Origin of the sequence: Euzebyella marina, from assembly GCF_014855515.1 — a bacterium.
Classification (GTDB): domain Bacteria; phylum Bacteroidota; class Bacteroidia; order Flavobacteriales; family Flavobacteriaceae; genus Euzebyella; species Euzebyella marina.
Genome location: NZ_JACYFK010000001.1, coordinates 1,321,988 through 1,340,638, shown reverse-complemented (window position 1 = coordinate 1,340,638; position 18,651 = coordinate 1,321,988). Strand labels below are relative to the sequence as shown.

Annotated in this window: 20 protein-coding genes; 6 read left to right on the top strand and 14 right to left on the bottom strand. The window is 39.3% G+C overall.

What is annotated here, in order from left to right:
- Positions 1–243: 243 nt before the first annotated feature.
- A complete protein-coding gene (locus tag IL356_RS05405; RefSeq protein WP_121850443.1) occupies positions 244–2,745 on the top strand; it encodes an ATP-binding protein in 2,502 nt (833 codons plus the stop codon).
- On the opposite strand, the gene IL356_RS05400 is transcribed toward IL356_RS05405, so the two are convergent.
- The 9 genes from IL356_RS05400 to IL356_RS05360 form a co-directional block, all read right to left on the bottom strand.
- The gene (locus IL356_RS05400) at positions 2,720–4,096 is read right to left on the bottom strand and encodes a sigma-54-dependent transcriptional regulator (protein WP_121850444.1); all 1,377 of its coding nucleotides are present in this window, start codon (positions 4,094–4,096) and stop codon (positions 2,720–2,722) included. The genes IL356_RS05405 and IL356_RS05400 overlap by 26 nt on opposite strands.
- A 176-nt stretch (positions 4,097–4,272) precedes the next feature.
- The gene (locus tag IL356_RS05395; protein WP_121850445.1) at positions 4,273–4,581 is read right to left on the bottom strand and encodes a hypothetical protein; all 309 of its coding nucleotides are present in this window, start codon (positions 4,579–4,581) and stop codon (positions 4,273–4,275) included.
- 554 nt (positions 4,582–5,135) lie between these two features.
- A complete protein-coding gene (locus IL356_RS05390; protein WP_121850446.1) occupies positions 5,136–5,438 on the bottom strand; it encodes a hypothetical protein in 303 nt (100 codons plus the stop codon).
- Between the two features lie 304 nt (positions 5,439–5,742).
- Positions 5,743–6,051, bottom strand: coding sequence for a hypothetical protein (locus IL356_RS05385; RefSeq protein WP_121850447.1), 309 nt, complete (start codon positions 6,049–6,051; stop codon positions 5,743–5,745).
- 228 nt (positions 6,052–6,279) lie between these two features.
- Positions 6,280–7,827 (bottom strand): DUF4301 family protein, encoded by a 1,548-nt coding sequence (locus IL356_RS05380; protein WP_121850448.1) that lies wholly within the window; start codon positions 7,825–7,827, stop codon positions 6,280–6,282.
- Positions 7,824–8,390, bottom strand: coding sequence for an AAA family ATPase (locus IL356_RS05375; RefSeq protein ID WP_121850449.1), 567 nt, complete (start codon positions 8,388–8,390; stop codon positions 7,824–7,826). The genes IL356_RS05380 and IL356_RS05375 overlap by 4 nt, the downstream gene beginning before the upstream one ends.
- Positions 8,345–8,983 (bottom strand): nicotinamide riboside transporter PnuC, encoded by a 639-nt coding sequence (gene pnuC / locus IL356_RS05370; RefSeq protein ID WP_121850450.1) that lies wholly within the window; start codon positions 8,981–8,983, stop codon positions 8,345–8,347. The genes IL356_RS05375 and pnuC overlap by 46 nt, the downstream gene beginning before the upstream one ends.
- Positions 8,967–9,227 (bottom strand): thiamine-binding protein, encoded by a 261-nt coding sequence (locus IL356_RS05365; RefSeq protein WP_121850451.1) that lies wholly within the window; start codon positions 9,225–9,227, stop codon positions 8,967–8,969. Before IL356_RS05365 ends, pnuC begins: the two co-directional genes overlap by 17 nt.
- A gap of 49 nt (positions 9,228–9,276) precedes the next feature.
- Positions 9,277–9,909 carry a 4'-phosphopantetheinyl transferase family protein gene (locus IL356_RS05360; protein ID WP_121850452.1) on the bottom strand — a complete coding sequence of 211 codons (633 nt, stop codon included), beginning with the start codon at positions 9,907–9,909 and terminating at the stop codon, positions 9,277–9,279.
- Between the two features lie 83 nt (positions 9,910–9,992).
- Here IL356_RS05360 and ahcY point away from each other — a divergent pair, with 83 nt between their 5' ends.
- Positions 9,993–11,309, top strand: coding sequence for an adenosylhomocysteinase (gene ahcY / locus IL356_RS05355; protein WP_121850453.1), 1,317 nt, complete (start codon positions 9,993–9,995; stop codon positions 11,307–11,309).
- A 73-nt stretch (positions 11,310–11,382) separates the two neighbouring features.
- Here ahcY and IL356_RS05350 read toward each other — a convergent pair whose 3' ends face one another.
- From IL356_RS05350 to IL356_RS05330, 5 genes are all read right to left on the bottom strand, one after another.
- Positions 11,383–11,859, bottom strand: coding sequence for a GAF domain-containing protein (locus tag IL356_RS05350; protein WP_121850820.1), 477 nt, complete (start codon positions 11,857–11,859; stop codon positions 11,383–11,385).
- 100 nt (positions 11,860–11,959) lie between these two features.
- On the bottom strand, positions 11,960–12,127 hold the full coding sequence (locus IL356_RS05345; protein ID WP_162987955.1) for a hypothetical protein: 168 nt from the start codon (positions 12,125–12,127) through the stop codon (positions 11,960–11,962).
- 183 nt (positions 12,128–12,310) lie between these two features.
- Positions 12,311–12,571, bottom strand: a complete 261-nt coding sequence (rpmA, locus tag IL356_RS05340; RefSeq protein ID WP_121850454.1) for a 50S ribosomal protein L27 — start codon at positions 12,569–12,571, stop codon at positions 12,311–12,313.
- Between the two features lie 71 nt (positions 12,572–12,642).
- Positions 12,643–13,347: a 50S ribosomal protein L21 gene (gene rplU, locus IL356_RS05335; protein ID WP_121850455.1), complete on the bottom strand. Its 705-nt coding sequence runs from the start codon at positions 13,345–13,347 to the stop codon at positions 12,643–12,645.
- Positions 13,348–13,541: 194 nt separating this feature from the next.
- Positions 13,542–14,015, bottom strand: coding sequence for a DUF4199 domain-containing protein (locus tag IL356_RS05330; protein ID WP_121850456.1), 474 nt, complete (start codon positions 14,013–14,015; stop codon positions 13,542–13,544).
- A 167-nt stretch (positions 14,016–14,182) separates the two neighbouring features.
- Here IL356_RS05330 and IL356_RS05325 point away from each other — a divergent pair, with 167 nt between their 5' ends.
- From IL356_RS05325 to IL356_RS05310, 4 genes are all read left to right on the top strand, one after another.
- Positions 14,183–15,505, top strand: coding sequence for a M16 family metallopeptidase (locus IL356_RS05325; RefSeq protein WP_121850457.1), 1,323 nt, complete (start codon positions 14,183–14,185; stop codon positions 15,503–15,505).
- Between the two features lie 29 nt (positions 15,506–15,534).
- A complete protein-coding gene (locus tag IL356_RS05320; protein ID WP_121850458.1) occupies positions 15,535–17,601 on the top strand; it encodes an insulinase family protein in 2,067 nt (688 codons plus the stop codon).
- 92 nt (positions 17,602–17,693) lie between these two features.
- A complete protein-coding gene (locus tag IL356_RS05315; RefSeq protein WP_121850459.1) occupies positions 17,694–18,110 on the top strand; it encodes a hypothetical protein in 417 nt (138 codons plus the stop codon).
- A 99-nt stretch (positions 18,111–18,209) separates the two neighbouring features.
- Entirely contained in the window at positions 18,210–18,635 is a 426-nt protein-coding gene (locus IL356_RS05310) for a hypothetical protein (protein WP_121850460.1), read from the top strand.
- The last annotated feature ends 16 nt before the right edge of the window (positions 18,636–18,651 follow it).

Sequence of the window (18,651 nt, the reverse complement as noted above, 5' to 3'; positions counted from 1 at the left end):
CTCAGCCTTTTCGAGTTTTTTACCTTGAGAAGGAATATGAGTTTATATAACTCTTTCTCTTGGCATCTAACGGGAAAAAAGCACCCCTTTGAGACGCGGCAAATATAAATTGGGCTTATTTAATATCATAACAAATTGTTTAAAATTTAGTAACTCTCTTGAGAGCTAAATAATTAACGGTTCGTTATAAACCCTAACAGCTTTATATACGTACTTTTAGAAACTGCTTTGAAAAAGAATACTATGGGAACGGAAACAGGAAGATCTAAAAATAAATTCACCCTAAAAATCATTGCCAGTTACCTCGTTTTGGCATTGCTCACAGCAGGTGTCGGTTATTTTATCTATACTGAGATACAGACCTATATTTCTACCGAAACCAATGACACCAATGATGAAAAGCTTTTGCGAACCAGCTCATTGGTGACTAATTTGTACGAAGCCGAAAGTCTCTCAAAACTGGCCATTCAAAACGGCAATCAACTTTCTTTTAGCGCATATTCCAAAAAAATCGATTCGGTTCAAACGCAAATCGACACGCTCAAACAGCTCATGTTGGGCCAGGAGCAGAAAGACCTTTTAGACAGTCTTCAAGTACTGTTAAAGCAAAAAGTAGCCAATAACGGTGAACTTCGAAAGCTTAAAGTGAGTAGCGCCAACAATAATTCATTGGATAAGGCCCTAAAGGAATTCGAAAAGATAGAGGAGTCTTTTGGGAAATTTTCAGCCGAGAATCTTTTTTCAGAGTTTGATAAGTTATCGCCCCAAGTACAACGTTCGCTAAGGGAATATGCAGCGCTCATTAGCAGCAATGCCCCCCAAAATGGTGATGCCACCCAAAATGCGGCCTATGTAGATTCTATATTGAACGTCTCTAAAACGATGATCCGAAAGGCGAAGTTGGCCGACACCCGATCGCAACGATCGCTGGCTTTAAAAGAGATTGAAATGAGCCGCAACGACCTCGAACTTTCGCAACAGTTACAGAACATAATTGCCGCGTTCGAACAAGAGGTCATAACAAGTAGTTATAACAATAGTCTTAAAAAAAGGGAAACCTTAAGAAGAACCACTCGAATTGCCGGCCTTGCCGCATTACTTGGCTTTGTTATTGTTGCCATTTTCTCATTCTTGATTACCCGCGATTATTGGAAAGTACAGACTTATCGTGCCAAATTGGAGAAAGAAAAGAAGTTTTCAGAATCGCTTCTTAGAAGCAGAGAACAGCTGATTTCAACGGTTAGCCATGATTTAAGAACACCCTTGAACACTATTGGAGGTTACTCAGAATTATTGGAAAGTACCGAGCTTTCGCAAAAACAAAAAGGCTACATTAAAAATGTAAAATCGGCCTCTCAGTACGTAGGTAACCTGGTCAATGATCTGCTCGATTTCTCGAAACTGGAAGCAGGCAAACTCAATATAGAAAATGTTCCTTTTATACCTGCCAATCTTATTCAAGAAACAGCGGAAAACCTACAGGCTATTCACAAAGACAAGGGACTCAAACTTATTTTGAATATCGACCCCGTGTTCGAGAAAACGGTTTTAGGCGACCCTTTTCGTATAAGACAGATTCTCACGAACCTATTGGGCAATGCTTTTAAATTTACCGAAGAGGGTCATGTTAAAGTGAATGCCATTGCTGAAAAAGGCAAAGCTCGAGGTATTTTGGCAAAAATATCGGTTTCGGATACGGGCATCGGAATTGCCAAAAACAAGCAGCATTTAATATTCAAAGAATTTACTCAGGCCGAAAAAGACACCGAGAAAAAATTTGGAGGTTACGGGCTCGGTCTTACCATTTCGAGAAAATTGGCAGAACTGCTCAAAGGCAAGCTTACTTTAGAAAGTGAGGTCGGTAAAGGCAGCACCTTCACGCTTGCCCTGCCTTTAGAAATAACGGATGCCGTAAAAGAGACCGACAAGTCTATGCCTTATATGGCGCCCAAATTACGAATGTTGATTATCGATGACGATACCGCTTTGCTACATATGTTACGCGAACTGGCCGAAAGTATGGGTATCACCGTTCATACATACACCAATTTTCTCTCTATCGAACAAGATTCGCATTTAGCGTATGATATAGTACTTACCGATATTCAAATGCCCCAGGTTACGGGTTTTGAAGTTTTGAAAAAACTTCAATCGGGCAACTACAAACACTATAAAAAGCAACCCATCATTGCGATGACGGGAAGAAGAGACCTTGGGCCAGAGGCCTATATTGGCGTAGGGTTCTCCCAAGTTTTGCAAAAACCTTTCTCAAAAGGCGAACTCGTTGCGACCTTAAAACTAATGGGTATCGTAACGGAGCCTGAAGAGAAACCATCGACAAAAAGCAATGTAGAAGTTGTAGTTAAAAAGGAGGAAAAAGAAACTTCACAGCTATACAATCTAGATATTATACATTCATTTTTGGGCACTAACGAAGATGCCATTTTTGATGTATTGGCAACTTTTTTGAGCGATACCAAAACCAATATGTCGCTTTTAGAGCAGACGGTAAGCTACAGAGATTACCCTCAAGTCAATCAAGTGGCCCATCGTATGTTGCCGATGTTCAGGCAATTGAAGGTGAATAAAAGTGTCGGCATTCTTGAGAACCTCGAATTGGCCAAGCCTGATAAAATGGAATGGGGCGAGATGGATGAATCTTTTACCGAATTAAAAAGGGAAGTGGCCCTATTGACCAAAGAGCTGGAAGAACGGTTGGCTACAAGTCCAAATTATAGTGGTTAATCTTATTATACAGCGTTTTACGGGTAACCTGCAGTAATTTTGCAGCTTTCGATTTATTGAAATTCGTCTTTTTCAGGGCCTTTATAATTCTTTCTTTTTCAAACTCCGACTTTGAAAAACCCTCTGCCACCGTAACTTTTTCTTGTGGTTGCAAGACTTCTTTAGGTAGCGCCGAAATCTCGACCTCGTTTCCGGCAGTCAATAACACCGCCCTTTTGATAACATTTTGAAGCTCCCGTAAATTACCTGGCCAATGATATTGCTGAAAAGCTTCTAAAACTTCTTTTGAAAACCCTTGTACATTCTTATCTAAACTGGCATTAGCCTTATCAAGAAAATTCTCCGCAAAAAGCATTAAGTCTTCAAAACGGTCTTCTAAAGAAGGAATTTCAATAGAGAATTCGTTAAGTCTATGATAGAGATCTTCCCTGAAGTTTCCTTTTTCAACGGCATCGGTCAAATCTTCATTTGTGGCAGTGATAATGCGTACATCTACATTAATTTCCTTTGTGCTTCCCACTCTTTTTATCTTCCTCTCCTGAAGCGCCCTTAAAAGCTGAATTTGGTTTTCGTAGCTAAGATTTCCTACCTCATCCAAGAACAAAGTTCCCTTATTGGCAGCCTCGAAATTACCTACCTTATCTTCAACAGCTCCTGTAAAACTACCTTTAATATGGCCAAAAAACTCACTGGTTGCCAGTTCTTTGGGAATGGCACCACAATCTACGGCCACAAAATTGAAATCTCTTCTTTTACTGTTATCGTGAATCGCCTTGGCAGTAACTTCTTTACCTGTTCCGCTCTCTCCGGTAATCAAAACAGACATATCGGTCGGTGCCACCAACTTGATGTAATCATCTAATTTTTTAGAGGCATCGCTGATACCCTTAACCACTTTAGAGCCTCTAGACCTTACCGGTGGGGTGCTGACACCCACATTTACAGGTTCTTCAATTTCTTCATCATCTTCAACCTTCGCAGGAATCTTCGCCTCTACTTTCATGGCGTTGTCTAAGACCATGACTATTTCATCGGGTGTAAAAGGTTTAGAGATGTAGTCGAATGCTCCCTTTTTCATGGCATTCACCGCAGAACCTACCTCGGCGTAGCCCGTCATAACAATTACTTGGGTAGCCGGGTTTACAGCTTTGATATCCGATAGAAGTTGTATGCCATCATAATCGGGCAAACGAAGGTCTGTAAGTATGAGATCAAAATTGCTCTTTTGAATTTTTTGCTTGGCATCAGGAGCGTTGAAACTGGTCTCAACTTCGTAACCGCGTTTGGTCAAAAACTTTTGCAGCATTTGGCAAAAAGCTGCATCATCTTCAATAATAAGAAGGTTTGGCATACGGGAAATATAGGTTCTATTTCTATTTACGTAAAAATAACACAAGATAGCTGTTTCCTGTCTTAATTTCTCTTAAAAGATACCCTGCCCTGAACTCTATGAAAATAAAAAAGGGCCCGAACGAATCGGACCCTTTTTTAACCGGGAGCTTACTCCCAAGAAAGAATTAACTATTCTTATTGCTCTACAGCATTACCTTCTTCATCAACGATAAGAGCACCTGAAGTACCATCTTCTAGAGAAACTTCGATTTTATATTGGTTCTCTTCGTTTTTAGCGGCTTTATTGATTGTTGCACCAGGATAGTTGGTCTCAATCATTGTAGTCACAGCCTCAGGAACTTCTTCTAGGGAAATTTCAGAAAAACTATCTTGAGCTACAGCTTCAGTAGCAGCAGCCTCTTGTTGATCAGCAGCTTGCTCTTCTTGAGCGAATGCAGTTAAACTTCCCAAAGCGAATACGGTTGTGATAAATAACTTTTTCATGATGTTCTAATTTTAGATATTATAATAATTTATTAATCAAATTCACTTAGTACATTGAAAATATGATACCAAAACAGACGAAAAACACAACTATCTAATTTTCAATCGCTTAAAATTTTTAAAGGATTTTTAATCTGTGTATTAGTGTGAAACCAAATGGTGAGTGGGTAATTTTTTCACAAAAATAGCTGGAACCGATAACCATATTTCCCTCTTAGTAATTAACGGCATAACGACCTTACTTAATAGAGATGTCGGGAAGACCAATCCCTTAAATGCAAAAATCCATCACGATTGATGGATTATCTAAAGGAATTGAAGCGAAGGATAAAAGTGTCGTGATACTTTGTTATTTATTATGGAAAGTCATATCTAGGAATTAAACTGCTCTTCTTTTTGGGAACCCTCTCTCCAATTAACTTAAAATCTCAGTATCTAATACTAAGAAGGATAAAATGTTATGACAGAAGAAATAATTACAAATAGAAAGGGATCGCTATAAGCGATCCCTTTCCGACCAAACCAACTTGATACAAAACAAATAACTCAAGTTATTACATTTCAATCCAGTTACCATTCTCGTCAGCGTACAGAGTACCAGCAGTACCATCTTCTAGAGAAACCTCTAGTTTATATTGCTTAGCTTCGTTTACATATGCTTTATCTATAGACGCGGTAGGATAGTTTTTAGAAACAGCAGCTGTTACAGCTTCAGGTAGTTCTTCAGCAGCAACCTCTGAAAAATCATCTTGAGCTACAGCCTCAGTTGCATTTTCCTCAACAGCAGTTGCTTCTTCTTGAGCAAAAGCAGTAAGTGTTCCTAGTGCGAATACAGTGGTGATAAAAAACTTTTTCATTTTCTTAGAGTTTATGTGATTAACTGATTACAGTAAAGAAATAATGATACCAAAAATCAAAAAATTTATAATTTATTGAAAATCAGTTGTTTAATAAATATCGTGTAATATTTATGTGTGTAATAGTGGATACTGCATTTAAAAAGTGTGTAACCAAGTAAACACGTTACACATTAGGTTTATAAAGCCGAGGTTGAATCACTCGGTAAAACTGAGTAATTAGGCACAATAAAAAAGTCCTATCTACTTTAAAAGTTGATAGGACTTTCTTCACCGATTAATTATCGGCTATCTGCTCGAGGAATTACTTTTCAATCCAGTTACCTTCTGCGTCAGCGTATAGCTCAGCAGTTTCACCGTCTTCTTTAGCAACCTCTAGCTTATATTCAGCTTCTTCATTCATAAAAGCCTTAGAGATGGTAGCACCTGGGTGAGCAGCTTCTAGTGCTTCAGTAATAGCAGCAGGAACTTCTTCAGCAGCTATTTCGGTGTAATCATCTTGAGTAGCTTCTACTTGTTCAGTAGCAACTTCTTCTACAGTTGTTTCTTCTTCTTGAGCGAAAGCAGTCATTGTACCTAAAGACAATACTGCAGCAAACATTAAATTTTTCATTTCTAATAGTGTTAAGATTAATTTATTTGTTTTGATATTCGCTTAGTATAGAACTAAAAAGATGCCAATTGCTTCGCAGTATACTTTTTTTAGTTTAAAAAACTGATTATCATATATTTAGATAAATAAACAATTTTTAATGAACTGAGTAGCAGTGTGTAACGAACTAAAAAAGTGTGTAAAACTTACACACTTTTTTATTACTTTAAGAGCATTAGGTTTGTTCTACTATTTATTATTTACTTGATGGGCAGGTCTCAATAAATCATTTACCGTTTTTACTGGGTTAAATGTAATGGAAGGTACTTCTACGAAAATGGTATTCCAAAATGCCATGGCACCGTTCCATAGCCCTGGTAGCTCAAGTGCCTTCAATTCTCTTCCTTCCTTAGTTTTTCCTGTAATGAAACCTTGCTTAGGGTCTACATATTCAAGCAGGTCGTATTTTTCGCCTTTATAATTTCTAACCCCACAGACCAAATCTACCGGGTTAAAGTGTGTTGCATTTTGTAAAATACTATTCTGCTCATCGTCTGCGGTATCTATTTGCGCCGATTCGATAATCTGTAGCGAGATATTTCCTTTTCGATTATCGATCCAAAAAGGGCCACCGCCAGGTTCCCCTTCATTCTTTACCATACCACATATTCTGATAGGCCTGTTGATAGATTGTTTTAGAATTGTCAACTGTCCCTCTAAATCGCTATCGGCATATTTCTGCGATACCTTTACGTTCAATTCACTTTCGAGAAAGCTTCTTATCTCGGCCAAGTCGTCTGAAGACAGTTCTTCATCATCTAATTTTTTGGCATAATCAAATGCCTTTTCTTGAACACTCAGTAGTACACCTGCGAGAACTTTTTTGCTATCGGCAACCTCATCGGCATATCTAGGCACCGTAACATTGTCGATGTTTTTTATGAAGATGATATCGGCATCTTGCTCATTCAAGTTTTCGATAAGCGCACCGTGCCCTCCTGGTCTGAACAACACAGAACCATCTGAGTTTCTGAACGGTTCATTATTCATATCTACGGCGATGGTATCGGTAGATGGCTTTTGATAAGAATAGCTGACCTTGAACGAGGTTTTAGTTTCAGAAGAAACCCTTTCTTTTACAGCTGCAAATTCAGAATTGAACATATCGCCATGTTGCGGCGATATAGTGAAATGCAGTTCGGCGGTATCACCAGATTTTGAGTAAGCGGCCGCTTCTTTAAGATGCTCTTCAAAAGGGGTTGCCGTATTGGCTACATACTTATGAAATGGTAAAAGACCCTTCGGGTAGAAACCGTAATTCAAGGCTTCTTCTGACATCATCTCTTTCACGAACAAGTATACTTCTTCATCTTTTGAGTTTGCTTGACCCGATATTCTTTTTTTAACCAAATCATAAAACGCAAATTCTGTAATACCATCTGCGAACACCTCTAAATCTTTATCACCGGTTCTCTCAAAGTAAGCATCAAGAGATTCTTCCTTTGGATTATAAGCGTCAAGAAAATTGAACAAAGCCTTGAACATACGTGACGCAGCACCCGATGCGGGTACAAATTTCAGTAGAGAAAGTCCGTTTTTAGCTGATTCTTCAAACTTACCAATCATGTTCTTTTCTTCTTCGGGAGTAAATTTCGATATGCCATCGCCAACCGTAACAGCTTTTTCAAGCTGTACAAATGGTATTCCCTCTTTAAAAGTTTCGATTTGTTGAGTTACCTTCTCTTGTGAAATTCCCTTTTCAGAAAGAAATGTCAAGTCGTTCGCAGTTAAATTCATGTCTTATTCAATAATTGGTCAATATATTCAATGGCCGTAGCCAAACGTTCACTATTAGTGCCTTTCAAGATAGTGAAATTCCTTTCATAGCGCTTTAAGGTATCTTTAAAATAAGTATACATTCTTTCCCTTTCAGTAGGTTTGTCACGCAGGTCATCTGCAACCCACGGTACATCTATATAGGTAAGCAAGTACAGATCATACGTATTCTCTAGCGCATATTTCTCAAGAAGTGGGTCACAATATCCTAAATAATAAGCTTCGGAATATACTTTAGTCTCTAGAAGGTCTGTGTCGCAAACAAGAAGATTTGTAGCTTTTTTGGTCATTTCGTTTTCCATCTTAACCTGACCCTGTGCTATCGGAATTAAGTCTTTCGGCTCGCAGGTTTTCTGCTCTCTGTTCCACTTTTCCTGCAAATATTCGCGGGCATACTCAGGCACCCATAAAGTGCCATAATGTTCAGCCAATTGACGGCTCAACGTGGTCTTTCCTGTAGATTCAGGACCAAATAATACTACCTTAATAAGGTTTGAGGGCTTTTGTTTAAGCGTTTCTTCCATGCCAGATAACCGAAGACTGCAATAATGGTTAATACAAAATATAAAATGGCACTAAATATAAGCCCTTTATATAAATAGAGCGGAACGGTAATAACATCACCGACAATCCAATAAACCCAATTCTCTAGCTTCTTCTTGGCCATCAACCACATACCGACGAAAAATATGGCCGTCGTAAAAATATCGGTATAAGCCGTCCAGCTATTGAATCTATCAGTAAAAGAATAAACTAGGGCGACAAAAACTATGGTGCCTATAAACAATAGAACCGACCATTGCTTTTCTTTGGAAGTGGTCAGCGTTACGGGAATATAATGATCTTCATCCACTTTTCTCGTCCATTCATACCAACCAACAATACTCATTATGAAGTAGTAGGCATTGATAAACATATCACCCAATAAACCGTAGATCCATAAAATATAAACTGCGATACCAGTACCTACGATACCCGTGGGAAACACCAAGATGTTTTCCCGTTTTGAGTAGACCACACTTAAAAGCGCAAAAACTACGCTGATCAGCTCTAATACGACAATATGATTCGGAACTCCTTCGTATTGGGCGAAAAGCCAATCAAAAATGTGGCTCATAATCGCTTCTGTCAGATTTTACCAGTTTCATGTACATAAGCCCCCTATCCATCAATTCAAAAGCATCTTTGATTTCATTCTGTAACACCTCCATAACGGTATCATAATCGCCATATACCTGGGTACTCAACGGGTTTTCTAGAACTGTTAGATTAGAGCTTCTTAACTTTTTGATGAATTTCATTATATGTTCTTCAAAATCATCCTGTAAAGGGGAAAAAGTAAGCTCGACTGATATTTTCATTATTTGGTTGGAATATGAACCCTGAATGAGGGCCTAGTATTAAATATTTTTAGGTTCTAAGTGCATAAACACAGGTAAAACCTTCGAATTCAAAAAAACGGATGTTATAGAAAGAAGAATCGCCATGATATAAAATTTCGGCAGTGGTTGCCGAACTATCAAAAGAGAAGTCTTTAACATCTATGTGATGTATAAAGCTCAGACCTGGTTCTGCATAAATTTTATAGAGCGCCTCTTTGCATCCCCAAACAATCGTCAATTTTCTAATCAAAGCATCTGTATTGGCGATGGTTTTGTATTCTTCGATCGGTGTAAACTTATGCGCGATCCGTAAAATCTTTTCACGTTGTTTTTCAATATCAATGCCCACTTCATGGGTACTACTGACAATAATCGCCGTAAAATTGTTCGAGTGGGTTATAGAAATTTTATTACCATCCTTTAAATGGGGCTTACCGACTTCATCATAATATAAATCTGCATCAACATAGCCTGCTTCGGCCATGAGGTGCCTGATACTGAGAAAAGCGCGTCGGTGAAGTTCAGACTTCATACCGTTCATGCGGTTCTGGCAATGATCGGTCAATGTAACTTTTTCTGCAAGCGCCGCTTCACTTTCGACCACATTCCATATATAGACCGTAGTCGAAGCATTTACCTTGAGTATCTTATAAATAGGCATAACTTTCTGTACCTTTTTCTTAACTTTGCCACCACAAAATGTAGTACGTATCGGTATTACGAAAGTAAAAAATAAAAAAGACTATGGATACCAAAACTGTTTCCTATCTACCGTATAAGGTTAAAGATATTTCACTAGCGGATTGGGGAAGAAAAGAAATTGAACTTGCCGAGGCCGAAATGCCCGGTTTGATGTCACTTCGTGAAGAATACGGAAACGAGCAACCTTTGAAAGGCGCAAGAATTTCCGGTTGTCTTCACATGACAATTCAAACCGCTGTACTTATAGAAACCTTGGTAGCCTTGGGTGCCGATGTTACTTGGAGCTCATGTAATATTTTCTCTACCCAAGACCATGCAGCTGCTGCTATTGCCGCTGCCGGAGTTCCCGTGTATGCTTGGAAAGGCATGAACGAAGAAGAGTTCGATTGGTGTATTGAGCAAACCCTTTTCTTTGGTGAAGACAGAAAGCCTTTGAATATGATTTTAGACGATGGTGGTGACCTTACCAATATGGTGTTAGACAAATATCCTGAATTGGCCAAAGACGTAAAAGGCCTATCGGAAGAGACCACTACAGGTGTTCACCGTTTATACGAGCGCATGAAAAAAGGTACTTTGCCAATGCCCGCCATCAATGTAAACGATTCGGTTACCAAATCTAAATTCGATAATAAATACGGTTGTCGCGAAAGTGCGGTTGATGCCATTAGAAGGGCCACCGACACCATGCTTGCTGGAAAAAGAGTTGTAGTTTGTGGTTATGGAGATGTGGGCAAAGGTACCGCAGCCTCCTTTAGAGGTGCCGGGTCTATCGTTACCGTTACGGAAATTGACCCTATCTGTGCCTTACAGGCCTGTATGGATGGTTATGAGGTGAAAAAACTTGAAACGGTGGTCAGCAATGCCGACATAGTTATTACTACAACCGGTAACAAAGATATCATTAGGGCAGAGCATTTTAAAGCCATGAAGGATAAGGCAATTGTTTGTAATATCGGTCACTTCGATAATGAAATAGACATGGCGTGGTTGAATTCTAACTTTGGGGCTACCAAAGATGAAATTAAACCCCAAGTAGATAAATATACTATTAACGGAAAAGACATTATTGTTCTTGCCGAAGGTAGATTGGTCAACCTAGGTTGTGCGACGGGGCACCCTAGTTTTGTAATGAGTAATTCATTTACCAATCAGACCTTAGCGCAAATAGAGCTTTGGAACCATAGTGACAAATACGAAAATGAAGTATATATGCTTCCTAAGCATTTAGACGAAAAAGTGGCGGCCCTTCACCTCTCTCGTTTAGGAGCTGAGCTTACCGAACTAAAGCCAGACCAGGCGGAATATATTGGTGTTACCGTAGAAGGTCCGTTTAAACCTGAGTATTACAGGTACTAAGACTGAATGTCGCGCGTATAAAAATGAAAGCCCTTGTAAATACAAGGGCTTTTTATTTTTTTAAAAAGTTTTATCAATTACTTAAAATCTTACTGATAGCATTACCTAAACTCAGAAGTTCCGCTTTCTCTTTATCCGTAAAATCGTAAGGAACGGGTTTAGCAACACCTAGAGTACCGTAAAGCTTTTCATTTAGCAACATAGGGGCTGCAATTGAACCCTCTACCTTTGTCTCTTTCGCTGCTGGCCTGGCAACTCCGGAATCATCGGTTTGCAAGTTGCACATTTCAACGGCCTCTTTTCTTTCTGCGGCAATACCTGCCATACCCTTGCCAACAGGAATAGTTTCCAATTTCGGAATGAGAAACGGGGGTATACCTTTTTGTGCCTCTAACTTTAATAGTCCAGATTCTTGATTTAGAAAGTGAAGAGTACCGGTAGAACAGTCAAAATAAGAGATAATGGATTCCAAGACCTGATTCCAATCTCTATTTCCATTTTCTATTTCAGTATATATTTTACTAAGGTCAACAGCTTCGGCGGAGTTCATAAATATGAAAGTAGTTTGAATTTTAGATTTAATCATTTATCAGCCGTGCCCAAAAAGTCAATAACTTTCAGGGAAGGCGTATTAGAGCATTCAGAAGAAATTAGGTCAACTGGTTATATTTTCTCATCAATGCCTTGTACTTTTCGGTGTCTTCTACCGAATGGTTTCCAAAGTCATCAATAATAGAGTGCTCAATATTGTTGGTCTTTAAAAAAATAGAAACCCGCTCAAGCTTCTCGGGCGTACCCTTAATTTCAATTTTAGCCATTGTGGTCAATGTTTAATTTGAACTTCGTTGAAAATGAGTGATATGGGGGCGCCTTCTTTGTTGTTAAAAAAGAAGCGGACAACAAATTTAAACAAATACAGCATACAAATTACGCCTTTTTGAAACCAAAAAGCCCCAAGCTGAACTTTAGCTTGGGGCTTTTTAAATTCTTAAAAAGTTTGCTTACGCAGTAAAAGGTTCGATTGAAACGAACGACTTTCCGCCAGCTTTCTTTTCAAATTTCACGATGCCATCTATTTGGGCATGTAAAGTATGGTCTTTTCCGGCATACACATTCTCACCAGGATTGTGCTTAGTACCACGTTGTCTAACGATGATATTTCCGGCAATAGCGGCCTGACCACCAAAAATCTTAACGCCCAAGCGTTTCGATTCTGATTCTCTACCGTTTTTAGAACTACCTACACCTTTTTTGTGTGCCATGATATTTATTTTTTGTTGTGTATGGCCTTAACGGACAAACACGTGATTAAATTTTAGTTCAAGCGTAAAACTTATGCCTTACCACCATCCAATTCATCTTGCCATTTCTTAAGCTCATCCCACTTACCTTCGGCAGCGAGTTTTGCTTGAGCTGGCCATGTATCGGTAACATGGTTACCACGTACATCTGAAATGATTTCGGCGATTTTGGTAGCATCTGTAGCAGCCAATTCAGCGAAAGTGGTAATACCTGCCTCCGCCAATGTCTCGGCAATTTTCGGACCGATACCCTCAACTTTCTTAAGGTCATCACCTTTAGCCGATTTCTTTGGAGCCGCTTTCTTAGCCTCTGTCTTTTCAGCCTTTGGTTTTGATGCTACAGAAACATCTACATTCGCATCTTTACCTTTGGCCTCAGGTTTAGCAGCTTTCGGCTCTTCTTTCTTGGCAGCCTTTTTAGCTCCTTTGGCTACAATACTCTCAATAACTATCTCAGTTAACGATTGTCTGTGACCATTTTTCTTTTTGTAACCTTTACGTCTTTTCTTTTTAAAGACGATTACCTTGTCACCCTTCAGGTGCTTCACGACTTTAGCCTCTACAGCTGCGCCGTCTATAGCCGGGGCGCCAACAGTGATATCAGAACCATCTGCCAAAAGAAGAACATTGTCAAAAACAACTTTCTTGCCTTCTTCGGTCTGCAAACGGTGCACATACACTTTCTGGTCTTTCGCAACTTTGAATTGCTGCCCTGCCATCTCTACGATTGCGTACATAATGTATATAAATTAGTTTTTACAAACACTTATTTTTCAATAAGCGGATGCAAATATACGTCTAATTCATTAATGTACAACACAATCAGTTAGATTTTGGCATGTAAAATCGCCCAATCACTACTTCTTAATAGCAAGAGAGTAACTAACGCTCCAAATTACTTGTGTTATCATTGACTACCAACGCATTGGAACTATAACCCCATACGGTTAGAAATGGGCTTTTTTCGAATATTGTTGCTTGTTTTGAACAACTGCATGAATGAAAGAGTCAAAACCAAACTAGTTACAAAGCCCATAATAGCTACGGTAAAGAAAACAATACCTTCAAAATTCTTAAAGTCATTGAACCAAACGGTAGTCAGCTCTTGCAAAAATGCTATGTTTATCTCGGTTGCATAAAGTGCAAAAAACAAAGTAAATATAAAGGTGGCCACAAAACCGGTTACCAGACCGGCGGTAAAACCCTTACCATAATCAAAGCTGTTCTGCTTTTCCATCTTATAGTATTTAATGGCCTCGTAAATTCCAAAACCGGTTATTACGCCATTGAAAAGACTATAAAAGACATTGGTATGCAAATCAAATAGGGATAGAATCAAAAAGTAGGCAACAAGACAGCCACTTGTGGCTACTCCAAAACGAATGGGTAAAGCAAACTGTTTCATAATCCAAAAATTTTTAGGTTCACACATTTAAATTACTGAAAATTAAGAACATATTTTTCACAATTCTTGTTAAATTGAAATACCCCAGAAGAAATTTTTATCAAAAATCGATAAACTTGTAACGAGAACATCTTAATCGCTACCAATAGGTATCTAAACACGCTACTATGACCAAATCAGCTTTCGTAGCCCTCATTGCCCTTTTAACGGCTACCCATCTCGTAAGCCAAGAAGTAACTTTCGAAGAGTACGATCTGAGCAATGGCCTGCACGTAATTTTACATAATGACGACACGGCTCCATTAGTGACCACGTCGGTCATGTACCACGTCGGTGGAAAAGACCGCACCGAGGGACGCACGGGTTTTGCCCATTTTTTCGAGCACCTGTTGTTTGAAGGCTCTAAAAACATAGAAAGGGGAAAATGGTTCGAAATCGTTTCCTCAAATGGCGGGCAAAATAATGCCAATACTACCCAAGACCGCACGTATTATTATGAAGTATTTCCATCGAACAATTTAGAACTGGGCCTTTGGTTAGAATCAGAGCGAATGTTACATCCGGTCATTGACCAAATAGGTGTAGACACCCAGCAAGAAGTTGTTAAAGAGGAAAAAAGACTCAGTTATGATAACCGCCCGTATGGCCAACTTATTATCGAGGTAGGTAAGAGTCTGTTTAAAAAACATCCTTACAAAGACCCGAATATAGGCTATATGAAAGATTTGGATGCCGCCACCTTAAACGATGTTGTTGCGTACAATGCCAAATATTACGTGCCGAACAATGCGGTGTTAGTAGTGGCGGGCAACATCGATATACCACAAACCAAAAAATGGGTCAAAGCATATTTCGGTGATATACCTCGGGGAGAAGCCGTAACAAGAAACTATCCGAAAGAAGACCCAATTACCCAAGAGTCAAGAATTCAAACTTACGATCCGAACATTCAGATTCCCGCCTATGTAATCGCCTACAGAACACCCGGTTTCAGAGAAAGAGATGCCTATGTTTTAGATATGATTTCAACTTATCTGAGTGATGGTCAAAGCTCAAAACTTTATAAAAAAATGGTAGACGACCAAAAACAGGCCGTACAAGTAGGTGCTTTTAATGTGGGGCAAGAAGATTACGGCATGTATTTGGTCTATGCCCTACCGGTTGGCGAAACCACAGGTGAAACGCTCATTGCCGAAATGGAAGAAGAAATAGCCAAAGTAAGAACAGAGCTCATTACCGAAAGAGACCATCAAAAGCTTCTCAACAAGTTTGAGAACAGTTTTGTCAACTCGAATTCAAGCGTAGCAGGAATTGCCAACTCTTTAGCGCGCAATTACCTTTTGTACGGTGATACCGATCTCATCAACAAAGAAATCGAAATATACCGCTCTATTTCCCGCGAAGAGATACAAGAAGTAGCCGATAAGTACTTCAAACCAAACCAACGTGTGATAATCGATTATTTGCCAAAAGAGGCTCAAGCTAACTAGAAACAGCCTAATACATCAAAATAAAAGTCATGAAAAAGTCACTTACCCTCTTGTTCATAACGCTGATTACCATTGGGCTTAATGCACAGATAGACAGAAGTCAAATGCCCCAACCAGGGCCAGCTCCCGAAATAAATTTACAAGACCCCCAACGGTTCGAGCTACAAAACGGTCTAGAAGTTTTGGTGGTAGAAAATCACAAACTACCAAGGGTTTCCATACAGTTACGAATCGATAACCCCCCGGTTTTAGAAGGTGATAACGCCGGCGTTTCTTCCCTAATGGCAAGTTTGCTGGGCAAGGGATCAAAAAACATACCTAAAGACGAGTTTAACGAAGAGGTAGATTTTCTAGGGGCAAGAATCAATTTTGGCTCTCAAAGTGCCTTTGCTACCTCACTTTCGAAATATTTTCCGAGAATTTTGGAGCTCATGGCAGATGCGGCCATTAACCCCAATTTCACGCATGACGAATTCGAAAAGGAAAAACAAAAGTTGTTGACCAATCTCAAGGCAGGTGAAAAGAATGTTCCCGCCATTGCTCGACGTGTGAGCTTGGCCTTGGCCTTTACCACAAAGCACCCCTATGGTGAATTTATTACTGCTGAGAGTGTCAATAAAGTTTCGCTCACCGATGTAATTCAGTTTTATGAAAATTACTTTGTGCCGGCGCATGCCTATTTGGTGGTAGTAGGCGACATCAACTTTGAACAGGTAAAAGAATTGGTCGAAGAAGAATTCACGCCATGGACCAAAGCCGCTCCACTATCGTTTCAATTTTCGAGACCTTCCGATGCGCTATACACCCAAATCAATTTTATTGACATGCCCAATGCGGTGCAGTCAGAAATAACGGTCGAAAATTTGGTCGATTTGAAAAAAAACGACCCTGATTACCTGTCAGCAGTCATAGCCAACGAAATATTGGGCGGTGGCGACGGTCGTTTATTCTTGAATCTTCGTGAAGATAAGGGTTACACATATGGATCTTATTCACAAATAGGATATGATAAATATGCCCCTTCAAGATTTCGGGCCACTGCCAGTGTTAGAAATGCCGTTACCGATAGTTCGGTGGTAGAAATACTCAAAGAAATTGACAAAATCAATTCAGCACCAATATCGGAGGAAGAGCTTAAAAACACCAAGGCTAAATATACTGGTAGGTTCGTAATGGCCCTAGAGGACCCAGCGACCATTGCTGAATATGCCTTAGATATTGAAACTGAAAATCTTCCAAAAGATTTTTACAAAACTTACCTGGAAAAAATTAATGCCATCACTATTGAAGACGTTCAAAAAGCGGCAAAGAAATACCTCAAACCATCGAATCTCAGAATTGTGGTGGCCGGAAAAGGAAGCGAGGTCCTCGAAAACTTGGAAAAAATAACATTTAAAGGTAAGGCCTTGCCAGTGAGCTATTACGACACTTTCGCCCGTAGTGTCAAAAAACCCGATTACTCTGCAGAAGTACCCGCAGATGTAAACTCCAACGATATTCTGAACAAATATATAGATGCCATAGGCGGAAAAGAAAAACTGAACGAAGTAAACAATTTTACGCTTTTGGCCGAGGCCGAACTTCAAGGTATGAAACTGAATCTTGAGATGAAAAAAACCTCTAAGAACCAATTTTTCCAAGAAGTAAAAGTTGCCGGCAACTCAATGAGTTTACAAGTTTACGATGGTGAAAAGGGTTATATGGTAATACAGGGCCAAAAGAAAGAGATGGGCGATGATGAGTTGATAAAGGTTAAGGAAGAAGCTACTCCATTTCCGGAAATTGAATATTTGCAGAAAAACTTAGAGTTGGAAGGTGCAGAGCCCATTGATGGCAAGACCGCCTATAAACTGAAGGTTTCCGATGAGAAATGGCTCTATTTCGACAAAGAGAGCGGCCTTAAGGTTCAGGAAGTCAACATAAGCGATATGGGTGGCCAAACGGTTACCAGCACCATCAATTATAATGATTATCAAGAAGTGAACGGGGTTCTCTTTCCCTTTAGTATAAGCCAGACAGTCGGTCCGCAGAGTTTTGAATTCAAGGTTTCAGAAATAAAGGTCAATGAAGACCTAACCGATGCCGATTTTGAATAAATCTTATTTTGACAATCATTTACCCCATTAAATACATCTTTGACGAATAGCGAGACGGGACTAATTTCTATCTTTGTATAAAATCTGGGTTTATGAGAATATTAATGGTATTGGCAGTCTTCACGCTATTTTTTGGCTCTTCTTGTAAAGAAGAGAAAGAAACCTCCCAAATGAAAGAGGTAATGGCCATACACGATGAAGTAATGCCAAAGATGAGCCAACTGGGTGATTTGGTAGGTGAACTGAACTCAAAGGAGAACGACAGTACCGAAATCGGCTTGAAATACATGGAAGCCCGAAAAGAATTACAATCGGCACACAAATCGATGATGGATTGGATGCAGAACTTCGGAAATCGTTTTGACCCAGATGAAATCTTGAACGGAAAAGAGTTATCCGCACAAAAACAAGAATGGCTCGATGAGGAAGAAAAAAAAGTAAAAGATTTAAAAGAAGAAATCAACGCCAGTATCGCGAATGCCAAAGAACTACTTGGCATTACGGAGTAATCATCACACGTTCATCGAATTAAGCTCTTCATTTAAAGAAGGCTTTTGGTAAAACTTACCTGCGGTTATTAATTTAACGGCTTCTAATAATCATTAAAGATGACAAAAGGCCTTCGTACCTCACTACTGATTTTGATGTTGACATTATTTGTTTCGGTAAGCCATTCGCAAGAAAGTGGTGAAGAACCCAACAAAATGATTTCGGTCATGGCTTCTCACGACGAAGTTATGAACGATATGCCCAAACTATCCAAGCTCATTAATAAACTGACTACTAGGGCCAATGCCTCGTATAAAAAGGAAAAGTATGAGCTTGCTATAAAAAATCTAAAAGCTGCCAACCAATCTATGGTAAGCTGGATGGAAAATTTTAGCGAACGTTTCGATGCAGACGAAATGATGAAGGGCAAGCAACTGACAGAAGAGAAGAAAAAATGGCTTCTCGAAGAAGAGAAAAAAATTGCCTTATTAAAAGAAGAAATCGATTTAAGTATTTCCCAAGCTGAAAGAATACTTAATAATTAAAGGTAAGCCTTATTCA